General features: G+C 70.6%; 20 protein-coding genes, 2 pseudogenes and 1 riboswitch. Of the genes and pseudogenes, 6 read left to right on the forward strand and 16 right to left on the reverse strand.

Annotated elements, in window-relative coordinates; genetic code table 11:
• Window positions 1–46: 46 nt before the first annotated feature.
• Complete coding sequence (locus ACIQMR_RS34900; RefSeq protein WP_401396185.1) at window positions 47–1,303, reverse strand: NAD(P)/FAD-dependent oxidoreductase; 1,257 nt, start codon at window positions 1,301–1,303, stop codon at window positions 47–49.
• A gap of 174 nt (window positions 1,304–1,477) precedes the next feature.
• Window positions 1,478–1,731: pseudogene (locus tag ACIQMR_RS34905) on the reverse strand (sigma factor-like helix-turn-helix DNA-binding protein); the annotation flags it as partial.
• A gap of 367 nt (window positions 1,732–2,098) precedes the next feature.
• Here ACIQMR_RS34905 and ACIQMR_RS34910 point away from each other — a divergent pair.
• Window positions 2,099–2,539, forward strand: a complete 441-nt coding sequence (locus ACIQMR_RS34910) for an SRPBCC family protein (protein ID WP_401396187.1) — start codon at window positions 2,099–2,101, stop codon at window positions 2,537–2,539.
• A 123-nt stretch (window positions 2,540–2,662) separates the two neighbouring features.
• Here ACIQMR_RS34910 and ACIQMR_RS34915 read toward each other — a convergent pair.
• Window positions 2,663–3,496: pseudogene (locus tag ACIQMR_RS34915) on the reverse strand (DUF4397 domain-containing protein).
• 665 nt (window positions 3,497–4,161) lie between these two features.
• On the opposite strand from ACIQMR_RS34915, the gene ACIQMR_RS34920 reads away from it, so the two are divergent.
• A complete protein-coding gene (locus tag ACIQMR_RS34920) occupies window positions 4,162–4,653 on the forward strand; it encodes a DUF427 domain-containing protein (protein WP_401396189.1) in 492 nt (163 codons plus the stop codon).
• Window positions 4,654–4,948: 295 nt separating this feature from the next.
• Window positions 4,949–5,620, forward strand: coding sequence for an RNA polymerase sigma factor (locus ACIQMR_RS34925; protein ID WP_401396192.1), 672 nt, complete (start codon window positions 4,949–4,951; stop codon window positions 5,618–5,620).
• 494 nt (window positions 5,621–6,114) lie between these two features.
• On the opposite strand, the gene ACIQMR_RS34930 is transcribed toward ACIQMR_RS34925, so the two are convergent.
• Window positions 6,115–6,408 (reverse strand): hypothetical protein, encoded by a 294-nt coding sequence (locus tag ACIQMR_RS34930; protein WP_401396195.1) that lies wholly within the window; start codon window positions 6,406–6,408, stop codon window positions 6,115–6,117.
• A 317-nt stretch (window positions 6,409–6,725) separates the two neighbouring features.
• Here ACIQMR_RS34930 and tsaD point away from each other — a divergent pair, with 317 nt between their 5' ends.
• The 3 genes from tsaD to ACIQMR_RS34945 all read left to right on the forward strand — a co-directional run bounded on the left by tsaD (window position 6,726) and on the right by ACIQMR_RS34945 (window position 8,909).
• Window positions 6,726–7,796, forward strand: coding sequence for a tRNA (adenosine(37)-N6)-threonylcarbamoyltransferase complex transferase subunit TsaD (gene tsaD / locus ACIQMR_RS34935; protein ID WP_401396198.1), 1,071 nt, complete (start codon window positions 6,726–6,728; stop codon window positions 7,794–7,796).
• A 5-nt stretch (window positions 7,797–7,801) separates the two neighbouring features.
• A complete protein-coding gene (locus ACIQMR_RS34940) occupies window positions 7,802–8,356 on the forward strand; it encodes a GNAT family N-acetyltransferase (protein WP_401396243.1) in 555 nt (184 codons plus the stop codon).
• A gap of 220 nt (window positions 8,357–8,576) precedes the next feature.
• Window positions 8,577–8,909 (forward strand): antibiotic biosynthesis monooxygenase family protein, encoded by a 333-nt coding sequence (locus ACIQMR_RS34945; RefSeq protein ID WP_401396200.1) that lies wholly within the window; start codon window positions 8,577–8,579, stop codon window positions 8,907–8,909.
• Window positions 8,910–9,064: 155 nt separating this feature from the next.
• On the opposite strand, the gene ACIQMR_RS34950 is transcribed toward ACIQMR_RS34945, so the two are convergent.
• From ACIQMR_RS34950 to ACIQMR_RS35005, 12 genes are all read right to left on the reverse strand, one after another.
• Complete coding sequence (locus ACIQMR_RS34950) at window positions 9,065–9,601, reverse strand: flagellar hook-length control protein FliK (RefSeq protein WP_401396203.1); 537 nt, start codon at window positions 9,599–9,601, stop codon at window positions 9,065–9,067.
• Between the two features lie 156 nt (window positions 9,602–9,757).
• Window positions 9,758–10,636 carry an ECF transporter S component gene (locus ACIQMR_RS34955; RefSeq protein ID WP_401396205.1) on the reverse strand — a complete coding sequence of 293 codons (879 nt, stop codon included), beginning with the start codon at window positions 10,634–10,636 and terminating at the stop codon, window positions 9,758–9,760.
• A complete protein-coding gene (locus ACIQMR_RS34960) occupies window positions 10,633–12,249 on the reverse strand; it encodes an ABC transporter ATP-binding protein (protein WP_401396208.1) in 1,617 nt (538 codons plus the stop codon). The genes ACIQMR_RS34955 and ACIQMR_RS34960 overlap by 4 nt, the downstream gene beginning before the upstream one ends.
• Entirely contained in the window at window positions 12,246–13,412 is a 1,167-nt protein-coding gene (locus ACIQMR_RS34965) for a CbiQ family ECF transporter T component (RefSeq protein ID WP_401396210.1), read from the reverse strand. Before ACIQMR_RS34965 ends, ACIQMR_RS34960 begins: the two co-directional genes overlap by 4 nt.
• Window positions 13,409–14,497, reverse strand: a complete 1,089-nt coding sequence (locus ACIQMR_RS34970; protein WP_401396213.1) for a hypothetical protein — start codon at window positions 14,495–14,497, stop codon at window positions 13,409–13,411. Before ACIQMR_RS34970 ends, ACIQMR_RS34965 begins: the two co-directional genes overlap by 4 nt.
• Window positions 14,494–15,996 carry a hypothetical protein gene (locus ACIQMR_RS34975; protein WP_401396216.1) on the reverse strand — a complete coding sequence of 501 codons (1,503 nt, stop codon included), beginning with the start codon at window positions 15,994–15,996 and terminating at the stop codon, window positions 14,494–14,496. The genes ACIQMR_RS34970 and ACIQMR_RS34975 overlap by 4 nt, the downstream gene beginning before the upstream one ends.
• A 148-nt stretch (window positions 15,997–16,144) precedes the next feature.
• Window positions 16,145–16,289, reverse strand: a riboswitch (cobalamin riboswitch).
• Window positions 16,290–16,633: 344 nt separating this feature from the next.
• Window positions 16,634–17,995 (reverse strand): MATE family efflux transporter, encoded by a 1,362-nt coding sequence (locus tag ACIQMR_RS34980; protein WP_401396218.1) that lies wholly within the window; start codon window positions 17,993–17,995, stop codon window positions 16,634–16,636.
• A complete protein-coding gene (locus ACIQMR_RS34985; protein ID WP_401396221.1) occupies window positions 17,992–19,014 on the reverse strand; it encodes an LLM class F420-dependent oxidoreductase in 1,023 nt (340 codons plus the stop codon). The genes ACIQMR_RS34980 and ACIQMR_RS34985 overlap by 4 nt, the downstream gene beginning before the upstream one ends.
• A gap of 46 nt (window positions 19,015–19,060) precedes the next feature.
• Window positions 19,061–20,497, reverse strand: coding sequence for a YcaO-like family protein (locus ACIQMR_RS34990; RefSeq protein ID WP_401396223.1), 1,437 nt, complete (start codon window positions 20,495–20,497; stop codon window positions 19,061–19,063).
• Window positions 20,498–20,603: 106 nt separating this feature from the next.
• On the reverse strand, window positions 20,604–20,729 hold the full coding sequence (locus ACIQMR_RS34995; protein ID WP_401396226.1) for a hypothetical protein: 126 nt from the start codon (window positions 20,727–20,729) through the stop codon (window positions 20,604–20,606).
• Between the two features lie 222 nt (window positions 20,730–20,951).
• Window positions 20,952–21,842, reverse strand: a complete 891-nt coding sequence (locus ACIQMR_RS35000) for an ABC transporter ATP-binding protein (protein ID WP_401396229.1) — start codon at window positions 21,840–21,842, stop codon at window positions 20,952–20,954.
• Window positions 21,839–22,942 carry a FecCD family ABC transporter permease gene (locus ACIQMR_RS35005; protein ID WP_401396232.1) on the reverse strand — a complete coding sequence of 368 codons (1,104 nt, stop codon included), beginning with the start codon at window positions 22,940–22,942 and terminating at the stop codon, window positions 21,839–21,841. The genes ACIQMR_RS35000 and ACIQMR_RS35005 overlap by 4 nt, the downstream gene beginning before the upstream one ends.
• Window positions 22,943–23,032 lie beyond the last annotated feature (90 nt).

Consider the following 23,032-nt stretch of genomic DNA (forward strand, 5'->3'; position numbering starts at 1 on the left):
GGTATGGGCCCAGGTGTCGCGGAGTCGGTGGGCTTGACGTCGTAGCTCACCAGGTCACCCCCAGAGCGCGGGCCGCTTCGGCTCCGGAACGGCAGCCGTCCTCGTGGAAGCCCCAACCGTGGTAGGCGCCGGCGAAGGCGGTGACGGATGTGGCGAGGCCGGGGAGGTCCCGCTGGGCCGCGACGGATCGGGGCGTGTAGACGGGGTGCTCGTACACCATCCGTGCGATCACGGTGCTCTCATCAACGCGGTTGCCGGGGTTGAGGGTCACGATGTGCGGCTCGGTCAGGGAGAGGCGCTGAAGCCGGTTCATGTCGTAACTCACCTGCACGGAGCCGGGGCGTGCCGTGCAGGACGGGAGCCAGTAGTTCCAGGACGCGTGCGCGTGCGGTGATCGTGGAAGGACGCTGGTGTCCCGGTGCAGGACGGTGGGGTTGCGAGAGTAGACGAACGCTCCCAGGACGCGGCGCTCGTCGGGAGTGGCGTCGACGAGCATCCGGAGGGCCTGGTCGGGATGGACGGCCACGACGACGGCGGCGTGCAGCTCGGACTCGCCGTCCTCGGTGGTCACGCGCGCATGGTCGGCACCGCGTTCGACCGCCCGCACAGGCGTGGCGATCCGGACGGAGGCAAGGCTCTTGGCCGCCTTCTCCACGTAGGCCGAGGAACCTCCGGTCACGGTCTTCCACTGCGGCGATCCGGTGGTGGAGAGCAGCCCGTGGTGGTCGAGGAACCGGAAGAGGTACGCGGCCGGGTACAGGAGGGAGGTGTCCGGCGCGCAGGACCAGACGGCGGAGACGAGTGGCAGTGCGAAGTGGCCGATGAAGTAGGCAGAGAAGCCGCCCTGGTTCAAGAAGGACCCGAGGGTCTTGGTGTCGTCCCCGGAGGCGAGAAGCCGACGGGCGGCCCGGTGGAAGCGCGGTACGTCCGCGAGCATCCGTAGGTGTCGGCCCCGCAGAGCGTTGCCTCCGCCCAGCAGCCCGCGCGGGCCGCGAGCGCCGGCGTATTCGAGGCCGCAACCGTCGCACCGCACGGACATGCTCATCTCGGAGTCCTGTGTGACGACGCCGAGTTCGCGGAAGAGCCGCAGGAGGTGCGGGTAGGTGCGCTCGTTGTGGACGATGAAGCCGGTGTCCACGCGGACGGTACCGCCCGCCCCGGTCGGAAACTCATGGGTGTGGGCGTGGCCGCCGAGCCGGGATTCGGCCTCGTACAGGACCACGTCATGGGTGCGCGAAAGGATATGAGCGGCGGTCAGGCCCGCCACTCCTGCCCCGACGACGGCGACGCTTCGCTGTTTCATCCGTTCCCCCTCGTGTCATCGGCTGTAAGGGTTGCCATCTGTGCTGATTCGGCGCCTTCGCAACTGCGGATGGGTGCGCTCTCCTCCGCTGCGGTTGACGGGGTTCGGCCGTTCGCCGACGGACGGCCGGGCGTCCGGCTTGTCGTCGTACGGGCGGGCTTCCGGGAGCGGCATGAGGCTGCCGCGCAGCCGCTGGAGCCCGCGCCTGGCATGGCTCTTGACGGTTCCGAGTGGGATACCGGTCCCCCGAGCGGTCCTGGCCTGTGTCAGGTCGCGAACCGCCCCCCGTTCGGGCGGTCGCCTTGGCGACCGCGCCAGGCGGCGAGGAAGACCTGCTGCGTCACGTCCTCCGCTTCGCGGGAGTCCCAGATCGCCCGGCTCGCCAGGGCATGCACGAGGTCGCCCCAGCGCCGGAAGGCCAGGGCCAGGCAGCCCTCGTCGCCGCGAACGAGTCCGGCGCCCGGGCTCCTCGTCGGTCGGCTCGGAGGCCAGGGGCCGGAGGCGGTGTGCCGTGTGCACTGCGATCACGACGACTCCTGTTGCCCATGGTGCGATCCGGCGGGTGGAAGCTTCCGCTCCGAGGGAGCGGGACACCGCCGGGCGGGTACGTCCCGCCCCACTCAGGGTCGGGCGACGCCCCTTGGTCCTCAAGACGCAGCGTTTGTGCATCGCTTCTTGCAGGGACGGCGGAGCCTCCCGCGCCACGCACCCCGCATCCGTCGGGCGCGCTGCGCAAGAAGGAATGACATCAGCTCATGCATCCGATCCCTTCGAGCCGACCCAGGAGGTCATGAAGTGATAGTGGTGGAACGTATGGTCGCCCTCCCCGCCCCTCTGGACGAGGCGGTCTCCTATCTGCAGGACTTCCGTCGCACCGAGGAATGGGATCCGGGAACGGTGTGCTGTGTCCGGATCGACGAGGGGCCGGTGCGGCCGGGTGCCGTGTGGCGGAATACCTCACACTTCCGCGGACGCACCACCGAACTGATGTACGTGCTGGAGGTCAGAGAGCCGACACACCTGGTGTTCATAGGTACGAACAAGTCGGTGACGGCGACCGATGACATGCGCTTCGAGGCACGATCGGGCGACGGAACACTCTTGAGGTACCAGGCGTCCTTCCGCTTCAAGGGCTTGGCGAGGCTAGCCACTCCGTTCATGAGAACGGAGCTCGAGGCGCTTGCGGACAAGGTCGCCCAGCGTCTCCCATCCGCACTCGCGGAACACCGTCACTGAGGTTCGCCACCCCGGTCGTACTCGAAGAGGTTCTTGACGGAGCGTCTGATCTCACTCATGGAGTGAAGGAAAGGACGATGCAGCGACCAGAAGCCGCCGGGACCCCGGCCATCGTCTGCCACATCAGACCCGCCGCCGGGCCAGGCGGCCGACACTGAGCGCGCCCATGAGTGTGACCAGTCCGGCAGCGGCACTCCATGCCAGCCACGCGCCGGGCGAGTTGACCGCGCCGAGTCCCAAGGTGCCTGCGTGGACGGCGTTCGGGGTGGAGTTCATCCCATCGAGGGTCTGGACCTTCAGCGCGAGGTTCTTGTCGTCGGCGCTGCCCCAGGCGTAGACGATGTCGCTCGTGCCCTCCTTCAGATCGAGGCCGGCGGGACCGATGACGACGGTGTCCGTTCCGGCGAGCACGACATCAGCGGGCACGGTACCCGCGTCGACGTCAGTCGTCTCTTCCTTGGGGTTCACCAGCCCATTGAAGACCGGCTGGCCACCGGTGCGGACGTCGACCGCCGGAGCTGCGGCGACATGCCGGACGGTGAGCCTGGACTTGCCCGCTGCCACCTTGGCGGTGTCGTTGACGAAGGCGTCCAGCTCAGGCTTTCCTTAGGCCGACAAATGGGCGACGACGGTGGCGTTGGCCCCCGCCGGAACCTCGATCGTCTTCTGAATCGCGGGTGTACCGCTCGGACTGTCCCCAGCCTTGAAGATCTTGACATCATAGGAGCCGGCGTCGAGGGACTGCGGATCGGTCAGCGTACCGGGCTTGAAGTCGGGCAGCAGCTCGCTTCCGTTCGCGTACACGTCGACCGTCAGGCCGGGTACGCCGTGGAAAACAAAAACCATCGCCTTGTCCGCGGCTGCGTGGTCCACGGCACCCACAGGCACCGCTGCCCCCAGGGACAGGGCGGATACCCCGAGCAGGGCGACTGCCATTCCGGCGGTGTGGGACTTCATCATCGGACTGCCCTCCATGGCGGATCCGCAGGATGTGGAACCTCATCACCTGTTCCGCCCGCGGGCGGCAGCCGGATGCGGCTCCGCCTGGGCATCCGCCGGGCGGAAGCGCCAACCGCGCCCGTGCGCAAGTGGGATCGCAGGCTTTCCTGCGCAGGAACTGGTGGCGATACCGAACCCTTGCGGCGTCCGCCCTGAGAGCGGGAGCAGCAACGGCAGACGTCTCAGGGCGAGAACGGTCCGTCCGGCCGTCCTGACATCAGATGCTGATGACGCGAGCGACGAAAGAAGGCGGCGACGAGCACTGCACCGATGACGACGAGCCACAACCAGATTCCCGGACGCTCCCAGATGCCGCCGTCCTTGCGCTCCTGATGGGCTTCCGCGGTCGAATCCTCGGCGGGCGGAGTCCCTCCCGGGGCGAGGAATGGATCAGAGGTGGCTGCAGGATCCCGCCGCCGAGCCCGGTTGGCCCGCCGAGCCGGAGCACCCCGGGAAGTGCGGCCTGAGCGCATCGGCACGCGCCGCCGACTGAGCGTGAAGGAAGGTCAGTTGGCGCCGCTGGTGCGAGGCGCCCTGCCTGTCCGCGGCGGCGGCGTGGACATGACGCATCCGATCCGTGGGCTCGGTCCGAAGCGACTCGGGGGGACAGGAGAGGACGCGCGATGAAAGACCGGGGCAGAGACGTGCGCAGGTCGGAGTCGGTGTGGGACTACCCACGACCGCCCCGCGTGGAGCCGGACGAGCGCCACGTCGTGGTGACGTTCTCCGGGGTCCTGATAGCGGACACGCGCAGGGCGCTGCGGGTGTTGGAGACCAGCCATCCGCCAACCTTCTACATCCCCGTCGAGGATGTACGGCAAGAGACTCTGCACCGCTCGAAGTTCCGCACACGGTGCGAGTGGAAAGGCATCGCCACGTACTGGGATCTGCAGGTGGGAGCACTCGAATCCGCCCAGGCCGCGTGGAGTTACGAGAGCCCGATGCCTGGATACCAGGCACTGGCCAGCCACTTCGCCTTCCACGCGGGGCGCGTCAGCGCCTGCGAGGTGGACGGTCAGAGGGTCGATGCTCAGTCCGGGGACTTCTACGGGGGCTGGATCACACCCGGGATCGTCGGTCCGTTCAAGGGAAGCCCGGGAACCGCGGGATGGTGATCCCGTGTCCGCGTACCCGGCACCGGCTGCTGGTCGCGCGCCTGGGCTGCGGGGCCCCCTGAGCGCCAACAGCAACCGCAGCCACGACCGTACTGCGCCGGACGACACATCCTCCTCAAGGCGCAATCCGATGCAAAAGCGATGCACGTTGAGAGCTGGTCGCTCACCAGCCAACCTGGTCCTGCTGGCACCTGCAGAACGCGTACGGCGCCACGACATGCCTGACGGGACACCGTCACGGCAGCGTGTCCGGAACCGTCAGTCAGGTGAGGATCTGGCACGAGGAGCCGAGATCATGGTCTTCGTCGCATCCGGAACGCCCCGGCCCCCGCTCGCTCGGCCACGACGCAGAGAATCGGCACCGCCCTCCGACGAGACACGCGCGGACGAGTCGCTGGCCGCGGGCTTCGCGGCCGGTGACGACAGGAGTCTCGAGGCCCTCTACCGCCGCTGGGGATCACTTGTGTACACGCTTGCGCGGCGGGCGCTGGGGGACGACCGTGAGGCGGAGGACGTCACCCAGCAGGTGTTCCTCGCCGCCTGGCGTGGACGGCAGGGCTATCGACCAGGCCGCGGAGGGGTCGCCGGCTGGCTCGTGGGCATCACCCGCCACAAGATCGCCGACACACTTGCCTCCCGCACACGTCGCGCGGAGCTGGTCGCGGCGGCGGCCATCGGCTACGAGTCGGCCCGTGGGGCCCGCGCGGCCGACGAACCCCAAAGGGCCCTGGATCGGGTCCTCGTCCTGCGCGAGCTGGAAGCACTTCCCGCGGCTCAGGAGCGCGTGGTCCGACTGGCCTTCTACGCCGACCTCACCCAGGCGCAGATCGCGGAGGCCACGGGGCTGCCTCTGGGAACGGTGAAGAGCCATATGCGCCGAGCACTGCTCTCGTTGCGGCGCGCGCTTGCTCCGGAGGCGCCGTTAGGGAGGAGGGCGGCCGGCTGCTCGCGGGTCGACACCCACTGATCCGGTTCAGCACTGCGACACGGGAGACGGTTGCATCCGCCAACCGGCCCCGCAGCCACCGTGAGCTCGCGACAGAGCGTCCTCAGACCGGGCGACAGGGCGCATGACATACAGGCAACGGGACTCCTCTGCGATCAGCAGTCTCGGCGGACCTTCCGTTCAACATCGATCTCATTGCCCACGTTGCGATCGACGCCCAAACCCCCTGAATCGACCCCCACCGTGCCCCCGGACGAGGCGGCCGGCTCATGAGTGGCGCGTGTCCACCCAGGCGATCGTCGGCCTCGTACAGCGTGACCTCACTCGAACGGCTGAGCACATACGCGGCGGTCAACTCCGACACCCCGCACCGACCACAGTCACCGCAGGGACCACGCTGCTCCCACCACTCCATACGCCGCCGGCGGCGGCTCCTCGATCTCTGCTCGGCCGCCACGCCCCAAGTGGAGTGGTGCCCCTCGCACCGCGTACACGCAGTGCATCCGGACATCCGGTCATGCGGGCAGCGTGAGCCGCAGGAGCGGAGCCGTAGTGAGCGTCGCAGGCTTGGGGAGGTTGGTTCCGACGAACACCGCCTTGCCGAGTTGCCTGAACGTGGTGACCGAGGTGGTGGCCCCGTTGGTGGTGCGGCCCTGGACGGTGCGGGCGTCGGGGGCGGACATGATCGAGGTCAGCTCGTCGAGTTTCCGGGCCGCCTGCTGTGCCTGTCGTTGTGACTCGGTGCTCTGCTGGTGCTGCCAGGCCGCGACGCCGGCAAGGGAGACGGTGGCGACGAGGCCGGCGGCCACGAGGAGGGGCCGGTCCTGCGCATTCTGGAGAAGATCGATGTGACGCGCTGGTCGGACGCGGGCACACGCGGGGGCAGTCGACGCACGGAGTCGATGCCGGCTGGCCGTCGATCCCGACCGACGGACCTACATGCCGCATCCGGTGGAGACCCGCACACCGTGGCAGCAGCAGACAAGGTGGCGAGGCCGGGACTCCGCACTCCTGGATCAGAACCACCGGACAGCGGTCGTGCGACGAGCCACTCCCCCGCCTTATTGCGTCAGATGTGCAATTACAATGTTCTAGCAACAAGGTGAGGCTGAGGAGGACCGGTCACATGGCGAACGGACGCATCGTGCTGGGGATCGAGTCGTCGTGCGACGAGACCGGTGCCGGCCTCGTCCGTGACGGACGCCTGCTCGGACACGCGGTGGCGTCGAGCATGGACGAGCACGCACGGTTCGGCGGCGTGGTCCCGGAGATTGCCGCCCGCGCCCACGTCCACTCCTTCAATCCGGTCGTGCGCCAGGCACTGGAGCAGGCGGGGCTGGGCATGGCGGACATCGACGCCGTCGCCGTCACCACGGGCCCCGGGCTCTCTGGCGCTCTGCAGGTGGGTGTCGCCGGAGCCAAGGGGCTCGCCTACTCACTCGGAGTGCCCCTGTACGGGGTTCACCATCTGGCCGGGCACGTGGCCGCGGACACCCTGGAGCACGGTCCGCTGCCCAATCCCTGCATGGTCCTGATCGTCTCCGGCGGGCACACCTCGCTGCTGCTGGTGCGAGACCTGGTACGGGACCCCATCGTGCACCTCGGCGACACCCTGGACGACGCGGCCGGCGAATGCTTCGACAAGGTGGCACGGGTCTTCGGGCTGCCGTATCCGGGAGGGCCGGCCATCGACCGTGCCGCCCGGGAGGGTGATCCGCGTGCTGTGCCGTTCCCACGGCCGCTCACCGGTCCGCGCGACGATCCGTACGCCTTCTCCTTCTCCGGTCTCAAGACCGCCGCCGCCCGCTGGGCCGAGCATCACCGGGAGCAGACGTTGCCGGTCGCGGACGGGGCCGCTTCGTTGCAGGAGGCAGTGGCCGATGTGCTGACCCGGAAGGCCGTTGCCGCCTGCCGGGACCATGGCGTCGCCACACTGGTCGTGGTCGGCGGGGTGGCCGCCAACTCACGGGTCCGCTCGCTCGCCGAGGAACGCTGCGCGGCCGCCGGCATCACCCTGCGGGTGCCGCCGTTGCGCCTGTGCACCGACAACGGTGCGATGATCGCCGCCGTCGGGGACCTCCTGGTCCGGGCGGACGCCGCGCCGGCCCCGCTCGATGTCTCGATCGATCCGTCCGCCCCCCTGGAATACGCGGCCCTGCACCCGAAAGCCGCGGTCCCGGCGACGAGAGCCGCGTGAGAGCCGTGCGTGTCGAGACGACCACCGGCGACCGGTTGCTGACGTACGCGGCGGACATACGGAACGTCTATGCCGACGCGTTCGCCGCCCCGCCCTGGGCGGAGGACGCAGCAATGGCCGATGCGTATCTGGACCGACTGGCCATCGACGTGCTGCGTCCCGGGTTCGCGGCCGCCGTCGCTCTCGACGGCGAGCGGCTCATCGGCTTCTGCACGGCCTGGACCACCCCAGACCCATTCCCCGAAGACCGCTGTTACCCGGAGGTGTCGGCGGCACTCGGCGCTCCACGGACGCGCGCCTGGCTGTGCGGCGGGCAGGAGGTCGACGAACTCGCCGTCCACTCCCGGGGCCGCGGCAAAGGGGTGGGCGCGGCACTCCTGGACGTGGTCAGCCGGGATGTCTCCGACGGCCGCACGTGGTTGCTGACCTCCGTGCGGGCACGAGCCGCACTGGACTTCTACCGACGGCTCGGCTGGCGTCAGGCCACCCACCCCGCCCCCGAAGGCACCGGTGTGGCCGTGTTCCTGGGCCCCCGTCACCACGCCGAACTTCCCGTGTGACATCCGGAGCACATGGTGCTCCTCAACGGCCGGGGGGCGGCGGGACAGTTGAACTCGCCCAGGGCGGAGACCTTCCCGCCACCGAACTGGCGGGCGCTCTGGCCGCGCTGCCCCGCCTGCTCCACGAGAGGTAGACCGCCCGGCGGGCTCGCCGCCTCCGAACGGTGGAACGCGGGGCCACAGGCGATGGCCCGGCGGGTGCCGCGGGAAGAGTCGGCGTATGACCGTCACCGCATACATCAACTCCTCCTCTCCCGTTACCACGCTGATCAACGTCTTCACCGTCGCCCCCGAGCGACAGGCCGAGTTGCTCGAACTGCTGGCTCGGGCCACCGAGGAGACGATGAAGCACCAGCCCGGCTTCATCTGCGCCAACTTCCACGCCAGCCTGGACGGCGAGCGCGTCATCAACTACGCACAGTGGGAGAGCGAGGAGCACTACCGGCGCATGCTGGAGAATCCCGAAGCACGTGTCCACATGGATGCAGCGGGCAAGATCGCGGACATCGTCGAACCGAGGCTGCACCGCGTCGAGTCCTCCCACAGGAAGTAGGACCGCCGAGGCGTCACACTCCCCGCGCGCCCCAGGGCAGGACGTGCGCGCAGGTAAGTCGGCCTCGTGACGCACGACCCGTGGTCCCGGCGGGTTGCATGAGCCGGGACCACGGGGCGAGGAGCGACACGCACCACTCGAGTTCGAAGACCCGGTTACGGGCGGACGGGCGCGACCCGGGGCGGCGGATTGGTGGTCGCTGTCTTGTTCAGCGAGAACGACCAGCCTTCGAAGCTCCCCAGCGGCGGCTTGCGGTTCGAGGAACCGGACTGGCTGTAGGTCCAGTTGCCGCCGTTGGGGGCGTGCCAGTACGACCAGTAGGCGGAAGCCGGGGGTGTGTTCTGGCACGCCTCGGTGGCAGCGGTGGGCTTGCCTTCGATCCGGCAGATGAAGGCCTCGCCCCAGCGCGCGGTTCCGGTGATCTCGAATCCCGCGTTCTTCAGCGCGGCGAGGCCGGTGGTCTGGTCGCCGGGGGCGCAGCGGATGATCGTGTCGCCGCCGAGCTCCTGGAAGTCGACGACGACCGTGACGCCGTTGCCGTCCGGGCAGTAACCGGGCAGCCCCTTGCTGGTCAGGGCGGTGGCTTGAGGAGCTGCGACCAGGCCGATTCCTGTCGAGCCAAGGACCAGGGCGATGGACAGCGCGGCGGCGCGCAACGCGCGTACCGCGTGTCGGTAAGTCGTTCTCAACATCTGTGTTCTTCCTTCTTGTTCGGGGCTGCTCGGTAGGCGATGCAGCCGAGGACAGTCAGTGCGCCGCCGCCCTTGGTCCAGGTCGGGAGTAGGGCGCCGGTGTCCGTCCGGACGCCCGGCAGCGGGCGCCCGGACGCATCCCTTCGCTCGTGTTCGTCACGCTCCGACGCGTGCGCCGGGCTGGGTCGGAGTGAAGGTGACCGGCGCGTCGAAAGCAGCCCGGCGGGCGGCGCGGCGCAGGACGGCCAGCACCGCGGGGCCGGTGAGGAGGATGGCGATGAGGTTGGTGATCGCGCGGCCGGTGTCCCAGCCGAAGGTGGAGGTGGCGAGGGTGAAGAGGACGAAGGTGTGCAGGTTGTCCACGACGGATGCGCCGGGGTCGAAGGACAGTTGGGTACCGATGCCGGCCGTGAACGGCCAGAACCACATGTTCATGATGAAGCCGAAGAAGTACGCGGAGGCCACTCCGTAGGCGGCGAGCATGCCGATCTCGGCGCGGCCGGTGACCCGCTTGGGCAGCAGTCCGGCGCCGAGCCCGATCCAGGCGGAGGACACCATCTGGAACGGCAGCCACGGTCCGACGCCGGCCGTGAGCAGGGCGGAGGCGAACAGCGATGTGGTCCCGAGCACGAAGCCGAAGCCGGGGCCGAAGACCCGCCCGGCCAGCACCAGCAGGAAGAAGACCGTCTCGATGCCGGCCGTCCCGGCCCCCAACGGTCGCATCCCGGCATTGACGGCGGACAGGACGCCCAGCAGTGCCAGGACCTTCGGATCGATGCCGCCCGAGCTCATCTCGGCGAGCACGACGGCCAGGATGACGGGCATCGCGATGATGAAGATCAGCGGGGCGTCGGCGGAATGCGCCATCGCCTCCGGCTGCGGTGGTGCGAACAGCGGCCAGAAGAACATCGCCAGCCCGGCAATACTGGCGAGTGTCAGCACGACGGATGTGCGCAGGCGGATACGCAGGACGGAGACTCGGCGGCCCGGATCGAGGTGCCGGTCCGTCCGGGGCCGGTTCGTCGTCGTGGTCATGCGGGGATCTCCTCGGCGTCGAGTGCCCGGGTGATCTGCTCGACGGTCAGCCATGGCTGCGGGGCCAGGACCTTGGCCACCTGCGGGGCGAAGGCCGGGGACGCGACGACGACATCGGCTGTCGGCCCGTCTGCGACGATCTCTCCCTCGGCCATGACCACCACCCGGTCCGCTGCGCCGGCGACGAACTCCACGTCATGGGTGGCGACGACGACTGCCCGCCCGTGTGCGGCGAGGTCGCGTACGACTTCGGTGAAGCGTTCCTTCGCGTGGTAATCCAGGCCGCGGGTCGGCTCGTCGAGCAGGACGACCCCGGGGGCGGCGGCCAGTTGAACGGCCAGGACCAGGGCCAGCTTCTGGCCTTCGGAAAGGTCACGGGGGTGGTGCTTGCCCGGGATGCCGGGGGCGAGGCTGTCGAGAAGGGCGCGGCAGGTGCCGGGGGCGGCTGCCGATTCGGCGTCGCTCTGGGCGCATTCCGCGTCGACCGTCTCCAGGTAGAGCAGGTCGCTCGCGGTCTGCGGGACGAGGCCGACCAGCGCTCTGGCCTCGCGTGCCGACACCTTGCGGGGGTCGGTACCGGCCACGTCCACACTGCCGGAGCGGCGCGGACCCGAACCCTGCAGCGCCCAGAGCAGGGACGACTTACCGGAGCCGTTGCGGCCCATCAGCGCGGTCACCTCTCCCTTGCGCAGCTCCAGGGACACCGCTCTGACGGCCAGGTGCTGTCCATAGGAAACGGTGACCTTCTCCGCAGACAGTGCCGTGTCGCCGAGCACCGTCCCGGGTGCGGCGGGCTGCCGCCCGGCCAGCCGGTCGCGGAGTGCGGCGGACCGGCGGCGGGCATCGCGTACGGAGAGAGGGAGGGGCTGCCAGCCTGCCAGCCGGCCGAGGCGTACGACGGGCGGGGCGACGTCGCTGTCCGCCATCAACTCGGCGGGCGCGCCGTCGCGCACACGGCCGTCGCCGGTCAGGTGCAGCAGCCGGTCGGCGTACTGGAGCACGCGTTCGACGCGGTGCTCGGCGACCAGGACCGTGGTGCCCAGGTCGTGCACCAGCCGGATGATCGAGGCCAGCACCTCCTCGGCGGCCGTGGGGTCGAGCGCGGAGGTCGGCTCGTCGAGGACCAGCACCCTGGGGTGGGTGGTGAGCACCGAGCCGATCGCCACGCGCTGCTGCTGGCCGCCGGAGAGGGTGCGCAGGGCGCGGCGGCGCAGCTCGGCGATACCGAGCAGGTCGAGGGTCTCCTCCACGCGCTTGCGCATGACCTCGGGCCGCAGGCGCAACTGCTCCATCCCGTAAGCAAGTTCCTCCTCGACCGTGTCGGTGACGAACCCGGCGAGGGGATCCTGGCCGACGACACCGACGAGGTGGGCGAACTCCTGCGGCGGGTACAGCGCCGTGTCCTGCCCGTCGACGGTGACCCGGCCCCGGAGGTGTCCGCCGGTGAAGCGCGGCACCAGACCGTTGACGGCGCCGAGCAGTGTGGACTTGCCGACGCCGGTACGGCCGGTGACCAGACACAGCTCGCCCTCGCCGATGGACAGGTCGACATCGCGCAGCGCAGGCCGCTCGGCCCCCGCGTAGGAGAAGCTCACCTCGTTGAACTCGATCATGCGACGGGCTCCTTGAGGTGCGGGAGGTGAACGACATCGCCGATGGCATCAGGCTGCTCGGAGTCCAGAGTGGGCTCCGGTGGCGGAGCCAGCCAGGCCGGCAGTACGCCGATGAGGACAGCCACCCCGGGAAGCAGTGAAAGCTCGGGCCAGGTCAGCGGGTTCAGGGAGGGGTACAGGTTCGCCGCGTCGACCTTGGTGGTGACGTACATGAGTGTGGCCGCGCTCAGACCCGAGGCGGCAACAGCCAGTTCGCCCAGCCGCCAGGAGTCGGGCCGGTAGCGGCTGCGTCGCATCCGCCGGCCGCCGAGCAGGAACCCGGTCGTGGCAACGACCAGGCCGGCGGCCAGCATCGGGGCGCCGAGATAGCGCGGGGTGGAGGCGTCCATCACCCCGTACAGCCCGGCGCAGACCCCCAGCAGGCCGGTGATCACCAGGAAGCCGGTGAGGAAGCGGGCACCGGGGGTGATCCGGCCGGTGCGTCCGTAGCCGTGCGAGGCCATCGCCGCCGCCAGGGCGAGGGAGCGGTTCAGGGCGTCCTCCAGAACGGGGATGATGATGCCGCGCAGCGCGCGGGCGCCCTTCTGGCCGCCGGCCCGGAGCCGCCGGGCGCGGCGCACCCGCTGCACGCTCTCCACCAGCTGTGGAGCGAACGTCAGTGCGACGACCACTGAGGTCCCGATCTCGTAGAGCGCGCCGGGCAGCGCCTTCAGCATCCGCTTGGGGTTGGCCAGCGCGTTGGCCGCGCCCACACACACCAGCATGGTCGCCAGCCGCAGTCCGTCGTAGAACCCGCCGAGGAGTTGCTCGACCGCGACCGCGCCGAACAACCGGATGCCCGCCGCCCATGCGGGCAGCGGGATCTCGGGGAGAGTGAACAGGATGGTGTCACCCTGCCCGCCGCCGAAGATGATGCGGAAGACCACGCGCATGGTCACGATGAACGCGCCAAGCAGCAGGTACATCCGGAACGCGAGCGCCCAGGGGGCGTCGCTGCGCCGCCGCACCACCACGTAGCCGCAGACCGCGAGGATCAGGATGAGCAGCAGCGGGTTCGTGGTCCGGCTGGCGGCGGTGGCCATGCACAGTGCCCACAGCCACCACGCCCCGGGATGGACGGTGCGTGGCAGCGGCGGGTGGAAGGGGAGGATCCGTTGGTTCACGGGGTGTCGCCGGGTCCCGCGGCCGCCTGGCGCCGACGCCAGGCGGTGATCCCGGCGGCGGCGGCGAGGACCGTGGCGCCGCCGATCCCGGCCAGGGTGCTCACCGGTATGCCGTCATCGGCAGAGGCGTTCACCGTCTGCATGCCGTCCTCGCCGGCTCCGGTCCACTGCGGCGCCTCGCTCGGCTGGACCTCGGTGCCGGGCAGCGGCTCGTCAGAGGAGGACGCCGACGGCGAAGCGGAACCATCGGCCTTGGCCGTCTTGCCGGCCATGGGGTCCTTGCCCCCCTTGGGAGAGGCTGCCTCGGGTCCCTTGCCCTGTCCCGGCAAGGTGGCGCTGCCGCCACCGGTGCTCCCGGTCGCCGCGGACCCGCCGAGGGAGCCGCCAGAGCCGGTCGAGCCGCCGGAAGTGGAAGTGCCGCCCGCCGCGGTGGACGAACCGCCGGCGCCGGACGAGCCGCCAGAGGTGGAACCGCCGCCCGTGGTGGACGAGCCCCCGGTGGCGGAACCGCCGGAGTTTCCGGATCCGCCCGAGCCCGGCGGCCGGCTGCTCGTGGGCCGTACCGGCGCGATCCGCGGCGGCGGATTGGTGGTGGACGTCTTGTTCTTGGAGAACGACCAGCCCTCGAAGCTGCCCGGCGGCGGCTTGCGGTTCATCACGCCCCACTGGCTGTACGTCCAGTTGCCGCCGTTCGGGGCGTGCCAGTACGACCAGTAGGCGGTCGCCGGAGGCGTGTCGATGCACGGCTCGCTCTCCGGCCCCGGCTTGCCCTCGATGCGGCAGATGAACGCCTCGCCCCAGCGGTTGGTGCCGGCGATCCGGATCCCCGCGTTCTTCAGCGCGGCGTGACCGGTGGCCTGGTCGCCCGGGGCACAGCGGATGATGGTCGTTCCGCCGAGCTCCTGAAAGTCGATCATCACAGTGACGCCGTTGGCGTTCGGGCAGTAGCCCGGGGTGCCCTTGCTGTGGTCGATGGAGTACGCGGCGGGCGCGGTGACCATGCCGATCCCGGCCGAGCCGAATGTGAGGGCGAGCGCGAGCACTCCGGAGCGGAGCTTGTGCCATTTCGGTGCCGTGGCGGTCATGTGTGGGCCCCCTGCCTGCGCTTGGCTACGCGGAAGGCGGCGTATCCGGCGGCGGTCAGCGCCGCTGCGGCGCTCCCGAGGACCAGTGCGCTGCTGCCGGTGCCGGCCAGCGGGCCGCTCCCGCCACTGGGGACGGGGTTGTTCGGGATGGTGGTGGTGCCGGCCGTGGGCATCGGGCTGCCGGATCCGTCGTGGGACGGGGCACTGCTCGGGTCGCCCGACGGGTCACCACTCGGGTCGTCGGACGGGTCCCCGCTCGGGTCGCCCGACGGATCGCCACTCGGGCCGTCGGACGGGTCCCCGCTCGGGTCACCCGAGGGGTCACCACTCGGGTCGCCACTCGGGTCAGGGCCCGGCCCCGGGTCGGTGAGGCCGATCTCCGCCAGCGGGATCTGCGCCAGCGCGAGCACTGCTTGCGGTGTGGAGCGGCGCCACTGGTCGCGCTGGAAGTCGGGGATGCCGTCGGCCTGTGCCCCGGCCAGCGCCTCGTCGTTGTAGGCGATGGTGCCGGTCTCCGCCGACGCGGCGCCGGCGTTGGACGAGGTGATCTGGCGTGCCTCGATCCAGTCGGCCGCCTTGTCGGCCGCTGCCTGGTGGCCTGTGGCGGCGAGCGCCTGGCCCCCGAGGCCCGTGCTGTTGGCGTTGGGGAATGCGGTGGGTCCTGAGCCGATCAGCGCACCGTCGTCGTGCTGGATGCCCGCCAGCCAGTCACCGCCCTTCTTCGCCGCCGCGGCGGCGCCCTCCGCGCCGTCCGCTGCCGCGGCGAGCAGTGCCTGTACGGCCATGGCGGTGGAGTCCGGGTCGAGCACCGCCTCGGCGCCCTGCGCGTCGCAGTCCCCGGAGACCGTGCCGCTGCCGAAGGCGTACGGGTAGAGGCGGAAGCCACCGGCCGCGCACTGCTGGTCGATCAGGAAGTCGACGGCGCTCTGCGGCACGTCACCGCTGCGCGCAAGGCCGACAACGGCCAGGGACTGGCCGAATGTGTTGCTGTAGTCGTTGCCGTCGAGGACCTTGTCCTTCAGCCGGCCCTCCTCCAGCCCCGCGTCGGGTCCGGCGATGAGGTCCAGCGTCTCCTGGCGCAGGTTGTACGCGCCGAACTTGGCCGGGTCCTCCCCCGCGACGACGGCCGCGTACAACAGCTTGGCGGTGGCACCCGCCACCCGCTGGCCGGGCTCGCTCCAGGCGTCGTAGCTGTTGTAGTCGCGCACGTGCACCTTGAGCGTGTCCACGACCTTGTCGGCCGCTTCCTCGTCCGCACCGGTCGCCTTGAGCGCGATGAGGGTGTCGACGGTCAGGCCCCAGTCGTACATCCCGGGCGAGAAGCCGGGTATCGCGCCGTTGTCGAGCTCGCCCGCCTGCCAGCGAGCGGCGGCGGTCGCGGCGTCCGGTCGCGGCTCGGCGAACGCGTTGGGGCTGAGGGTGATCAGGCCCGCGGCGAGGAACGAGCCCCCGGCACCGAGAACGGCGGCAACCTTGACCGGTGGTCTGACGCCGACCATGGCACAGATCCCTTCGATGAGGGCCGGCAACGGGCTCCCGGGACGCTGTCACAAAAAGGACCCTTGCGCGCATTCGGAATTCGGAAACCGAATACGGCAGGGCCCGGGAGGCAGTTGCCGGGCTCCACGCTGCAGACCATGACAGTGAGAAGCAGTGCACGTACGCAGTGGGTGCTCCGGCTCGCGGCAAGTAGTGCTCTTCCGCTCACGGTTGCAGGTCAGCGCCGGATTCACACCGGCTTTCCCCAGTTGCGTACGCATTCAGTTGTACGTCCGCCCGCAGACGGATCGGCCGCATCATATGCGCCTTTGTGCGAACGCGGCCACCCCTCCCGCTGCGGTACGCGCCACATCCGCCGATGCCCCGTCGCCCGCCGCTGCGCAATTCTGAGGGCGAGCGGCCCGGGGGATCGTCTGTGCGGCGGTTGTCCCTGTCGTGCACGGCCCTGAGCATCCCGGTCGCCGCCTCCACCGAGGGCAGTCACTGATGCTGCGGCCACGCGCCGTCCCCTGCGGCGCTCGGCTGGGAGCTGCGCCACGCGTACCGGCTCGGCCGCGCCGGAGAGTCGGTGGCGCTTCGCGCCCGATCCACCGCCGCAGGTGACCCGACGCAGCGCCGCGTGGCCGACGTCGGAAGTCACGGCGGTGGCGCCGGCGCGCTCGACGTGAATCGGCGTCTGTACTGCGGGAGGAGAAGGATGGCGTAGAGGACCCCGAACATCGTCCAGGCCAGGTAGAGCCCGGGCAGTGCGAGCCCGGCGTGGACCCCGAGGAGCCAGCCGAGCGGGATGAGCAGCGTGTAGTCGCTGGTCACGGACGCGATCATGACGGTTCGGGTGTCGCCTGCGGCTCGCAGCAGGGCGGCGTACGACATGGCGATCGCGAAAGGCGCCAGGCTGAGCAGCGCCAGCGGTGTCACCGACCAAGCCCTGTCGAGAACTTCGGGATCATCGGTCACCGACGCGAGCAGCGGGCGGCCGATGACGAGTGCGGCGGCGGACGGCAGGGCGAGCATCAGCAGGAGCAGTCGGGCGCCGGCCTTCCGCCAGGCCACCGCGCGGTCGTGACGACCGCCGCCCAGATCCTGGCCGGCCAGGATCGTGATGGCGGTGGAGGCGGAGGCCAGGAAGGTGAAGACGATGAGGGTGAGGTTGTCCACGATCCGGTAGGCGGCCAGGTCGGGAGTGCTCATGCGGGCGGCGAATCCCGCCATCAGCGCTTCGTTGACGTAACCGATGCCCAGGGTGCTCATCTCGGGCCAGCCGATCCGCCACAGTTCCTTGGCGGTGCCCGGTGGATCGTGCGCGCCCTTGGTACGCCTCGGCAGCCTGGTGCGGCAGTACAGGGCCAGGTAGCCCGTTCCCACGGCGGTGGCGGCGAACGTGGCGAGGGCAGCGCCGGTGACTCCGAGACCGGCGCGGAAGATGAGCAGCAGTCCGAGGGGCAGATTGACGGCGTTCACGAGCAGCGCGGTGTGCATCGCGGCACGCGTGGCGCCGATACCCGCGCACGCGGCCTGGAGTGTGAAGGAGACGGCGGCGAAGGGGACGGCGAACGCCACCAGGCGCAGATAGTCGGTGCCCGGTGCCATGACGTCGTCGGGAGCGCCCAGCACGGTCAGTGCCGTCGGGGCGACGGCGAACAGGACGGCACCGATGGCCACCCCGGCACCGGCGGACATGACCAGCCCGGCCCGTACGACACGGGCGACGTCCTCGTGCCGCCCGGCACCGTGACACCGGGCGACCTGGACCTGGACGGCGGTGGCCCAGCCGCGTACGACGATCAGGGCGATGAGGTACACGGGCGCGGCGAGCGCGAACGCACCGAGCGCGCGGGTGGACAGCCGGGCGAGCATGACCGTGTCCACCAGGTTGAGGGCGATCTGGGTGACACCGGCGATGAGCAGCGGACACGCGAGGGTCCACACACGGCGCACGGTCGGTGGTTCTGGGGTGTCCACGGCGCGGCTCGCGGCCGGGTGCTCCGGGTTGTTCACAGGGCGGCCTGGGCGGCTTCCAGCAGCTCGGGGTCGCGGTCGAGGAGGATGAGGGTGTCGACGCGGGAATCCTTCCAGGCGAGGATCCGATCGACGATGGCGGGCAGGGGTCCCGGCAGCGCGACCTGGTCCAGCAGTGTGTCGGGTACGGCGGCCACGGCGTCGCGCTTGCGACCGTCGGTCAGGTGGGTGCGAACGGTCCGGGCGGGGCCTTCGTAGCCCATCTGGCAGGCCACGTCGAAGTAGGTGTTACGTCCTCCCGGTCCTACGGCACCGATCAGGTGGGCGAACAGGGGTCGCAGTTTGTCGCGGCCCTCTTCGATCGTGTCGGCGCGTGCCACATAGAGGATCGGGTTGATCTTGATGTCGTCGGGTGTGCGGCCGGCCTTGGCGAGTCCTTCGTCGAGCGGGCGGGTCAGGGCCGCTTCGTGCTCGGGTGCGTACATCCCGGCCAACCAGCCGTCGGCGATCTCTCCGGTCAGTGCGACGTTGCGGGGGCCGATCGCGCCCAAGTGGACAGGGATGTGCGGACGTAGCGGGGTCATGTCGGACTTCACGGCGCGTGCGCTGCCGCTCGAGCCCGGCCCGCGGTAGGGCAGCGGGTAGAGCTCGCCGTCGTGCTCGACGCGCTCCTCGTGGGCGATCGCCTTGCGGACGACCTCGACGTACTCGCGGGTGCGCCGCAGCGGTCTGTCGTAGGGGCGGCCGTGCCAGCCCTCGACGATCCAGGGCACGGACAGCCCCAGGCCGAGCTGGAAGCGTCCTCCGGAGAGCATGTCCAGCGTCATGGCGGTCATGGCGGTGGCCGCGGGAGTGCGTGCGGGGATCTGCATCACCGCGGTGCCGAGTGCGATGCGCCGGGTGACGGCTGCCAGGTAGCCGAGGACGCTCACGGCGTCGGGGCCGTATTCCTCCACGCTCCAGACGGAGTCGACGCCGATGTCCTCGGCTCGTCGGACGATGGGGAGGATCTCTTCGACGGGTTCTCCGCCGTAGCCCAGGGCCAGCCCGAGACGCATGCAGTGGCTCCTTGTCGTGTGCCGGTGACTGCGGGACGAGGTGCGATCAGGAGAACGGGAGTGGCGCGCGGACGAGTTCGCCTTCGCGGGGCGGTCTGGGCAGCCAGCCGCGGGCGACGGGCTCGTGGTACAGCCGGCGGCCGCCAAGGAACGGGAAAGCGGCCGGGGCGTTGCAGGTCAACCCGGGCACCAGCACGCGCACGACGTGGAATCCCGCGGCCCTCACCTGGGGCGGGGTCAGGTCCACGGCGATGGCCCGCAGTCCTTGATCGGCGAGCATGCGGAGGTGGTCGTCCATGCCGGCCGGTTCACGGTGCCCACGGCCGTCGGGGGCGGGAGGTGTGTTCCGGGCGGTGCCGGGGGCGCGGAGGCGGTCCAGGCGGGATCCCTGCGTCCGTGGGTCGAGGTACACCTGGAGGTGCAGTCGTACGTCGTTGACGTCACGCCAGTCGGCACGGAAGTCCCGCAGGTATGCGCGGTCGTGGCGGTGCGGCCGGTAGGGCCGGTGGCCGATGCGGCCGGAGCGGACCGCGGTCCAGAAGTCGCCCTCGTGCGCGAGCAGTTCGAGACCGGTCTCGTGCATGCCGACGGCTTCGGTCAGGGCCTTGGCCGCGGAGTCCTCGGGCGTGGAGCGGCAGGCGCTGCCGAACGCGACCAGGCCTCGTTCCGGGTCCTCGATGAACACGCCGGCGACGGTGATGTCGAAGGTGGACGGGATCCGCAGGAACGTCACGTGCAGACCGCCGGCTTCGGCTTCGCTCAGTGCGGTGGTGATGCGGTCGTCCGCGTCGAGGGCAAGCGGCGCGGCCGAGGCACCGCTGAGCCACCACAGGGTGACCGCGTCACGCTCCAGCACCTCCCGAAGGGCGGCGAGTTGAGCGGCCTGTCGACTCGCGCCGGCGGCCGTTCCGGCCAGGATCGGGTAGTTCGTGGGTGGTTCCGCGCGTCGGGCGCCCCGGAAGTAGTTGACGTACGTGAGCGACGCCGGAACGAGGACCTCCTCGTCGCTTGCCAGATCTCGGCCGATCGTCCAGGCGATGGGCAGGTCCGGGGCCATGGCGACGAAGGGGAAGCCGCGCTGTGCGTACTGCGTAGGCGAGTACAGGGCGAAGTCGCGGGGGTCCGTGGCCGGGCGGCCCGCACGGACCAGTCGGGTCCAGGTGTCGATCGGAAGCGCGTCCGGGACCAGGTTGCCGCAGTAGCGTTCCACGGCCTCGCCGACGGCCGCGGCCCGGGCCAGGTCGTGGTCGCCGAGCGCGGCGCCGCCGGTGACGGTGTCGACGGCCGCTGCGGCGATCTCGGGGTGCGTCGAAAGGTGGGCGCTGTAGGAGACGCAGCTCGGCAGGACCGGTACGCGGGGGCGGTCCTGCACGACGTACCGCACCAGACGCAGCCCGTCGTGCACGCGGGGGCGGACGGGTGTGTGGCCGGCTGCTGCCGGACTCCCGTCCGTTGCTGTTGGGCCGGTTGGGGTCACGTGCACTCCACGCTCCTCGGTCCGCGGAATCGGACGGTGCCTCCTCGGGCGCACCGGCCCGGGTGCGACGTGCGGCGAGAGGCGGCGACTGCGCTGCCCCCCGCCGCCCGGTTCAGCTCGCGGTCTCCTCTTCCTCGGTGTCCTCACGCCACTCGAACGGCGCGTCGACAGCCGGGGTGTGGGACTTCAGGCAGCCCGACTGCGGCTCTTCGGGCTCCTGCCAGCCTGCGTGTGCCATGTGCGTCCTCCTTGAGATCGGCACAGAGTGCTTATTGCGAACTCTGTGCAATTACAAGTGACGAGCAGGAAGGTAGAGGTGCTGAGTGCCGGACCTCAACACCTCGATGACGCGGGCGGATGGTTCCGGTCACCGCGCATATGCCTGGTGCACCAGGTCCGGTGAGGCGTGTGAAGCGCGTGGGACGAGCAGTGTCAGCAGTCGGCGGCGACGGCAGGTCCCTCACGGGCTCCGCTCAGGTCTTCCCGCGCCCTGATGCTCCGTGTCAGCCGCTCCAGTTGGCCGGATCCCCCCAGTCACCGGCCCGGTGCGCCTGAGGTCGGTGCGGGGGTCCACGGTGACGTGCGGTCGCCCGGTACGCGGATGTGCGTACACCTCCGCCTCGACGCCGTAGACCTCCGCCAGAAGCGCAGGAGTGAGCACGTCCCCGGGCGGGCCGACGGCGACCACGCGGCCTCCCTCCATGACACAGATCCGGTCGCAGAAGGCCGCGGCGAGGTTGAGGTCGTGGAGGGCCACCACTGCGGTGACGCCCAGGTGCCGCACGAGCCGGAGCGCATCCAATTGGTGACGCAGGTCCAGGTGGTTGGTCGGTTCGTCCAGCACCATGGTGCCGGTGCGCTGGGCGAGGGCACGGGCGATCAGGACCCGCTGCTTCTCGCCTCCCGACAGCCTGTCGAACGGTGCGTGGGCCAGCGCGGCGACGCCGAGTTCCCGGAGCGAGGCCAGGATGATGTCGCGGTCGTCGACGGTGTCGCCCGCGAAGGCCCGCTTGTGCGGGGTGCGGCCCATGGCCACCACGTCGTGGACGGTGAGTTCGAAGTCACCGGCGGTCTCCTGCAGCACGGCCGCCAGGCGCCGGGCGAGGCGCTTGCCGGGCATCCGCCAGATGTCGTCGCCGTCGAGCAGGATCCGGCCCGAGGTGGGGCGCAGCGCGCGGTAGACCGTTCGCAGGAGGGTGGACTTCCCCGCGCCATTGGGGCCCACCAGCCCGAGCACCTCCCCCCGCGCCACATGGAGGGACATCTCGCGGACCAGATACCGGCCCTGGACGGCGACGGACACCTCCTCAAGCTCCAGGGCGAACGGCGTGATGGTCGGCGTCCCGGTCATCTGGCGGCCTTCCGGCGCATCAGCCAGAGGAAGAACGGTCCGCCGACGAGGGCGGTGAGGATGCCCACGGGGATCTCCTCCGGGCTCATCAGGGTACGGGCGGCCAGATCGGCGGCGATGAGGAACGCGGCCCCGAGCAGGGCGGCGGCGGGCAGCGCGCGCCGGTGGTCGGCGCCCACCAACAGCCGTACCACGTGGGGCATGATCAGACCGACGAAGCCGATCTGCCCGCTCACGGCGACGACCGTCCCGATCATCAGGGCGACGACCGTGAACAGCGCGCCCCGGAACCGGTGCACGTCGAGACCGAGTGCCGCGGCTGCCTCCTCCCCCGCCAGCAGCAGATTCAGCGAACGGCAGACGCCGAGCAGCACCGCCGTGCCGGCCAGCACGGCAACGACGGGAATCCACACGCTCGTCCAGGTCGTGCCCGCCAGCCCGCCGAGCATCCAGCGCAGCGCCGACTGCGTCTTGTGCGGGTCGTCGGACGTGACGACCAGGAAACTGGCCACCGCGGAGAGCACCTCGGCCATGGCGACACCCGCCAGTACGAGCCGCACCGTGGTCATGCGTCCGCCTGATCTCGCCAGCAGGTAGACAGCGACCAGGGCGGCCAGCGCTCCGAGGAAGGCGGCTACGGGCAGAGAGAAGACTCCGAACAGCGTGACGCCGAGGACGAGGACCAGCACCGCCCCGACGGACGCGCCCGAGGACACCCCGAGCAGCATGGGGTCCGCGAGGGGGTTGCGGACGAGCGCCTGCAGCGCCATCCCGGACACGGACAGGCCCGCGCCCACCACGGCGGCCAGCAGCACCCGGGGCAGGCGGACGTCGATGACGATCGTCTCGCGCACCGGGGTCCAGGTCTGCTCCGCCAGTGCGGGATGGACGTGATGCAGCAGGATGCCCCAGACCTGCTCGGCCGGGACGCTGATGGAGCCTGCCGCGATCCCGGCGGTCGCCGCGGTCACGACCAGGGCGGCAAGCAGCGCGAGCACCACCGGATACGGAACCGCTCCGCGACGGATCGTCTTCGGGCCGGACGTGGCGGGGACCTCGATCCCGGTCGTCGCTTCAGCCGCCCTCGTCGCCCCCGTCACCGGAAGCGTTCCGGGTGGAGTTGGCGGGCCAGGGAGTCGACGCCCGAGGGCACCCGGACGCCCAGCACGGTGGACGACAGCGGCAGCACC

It is taken from the genome of Streptomyces sp. NPDC091376 (genome assembly GCF_044757085.1).
Taxonomy (GTDB): domain Bacteria; phylum Actinomycetota; class Actinomycetes; order Streptomycetales; family Streptomycetaceae; genus Streptomyces; species Streptomyces pratisoli.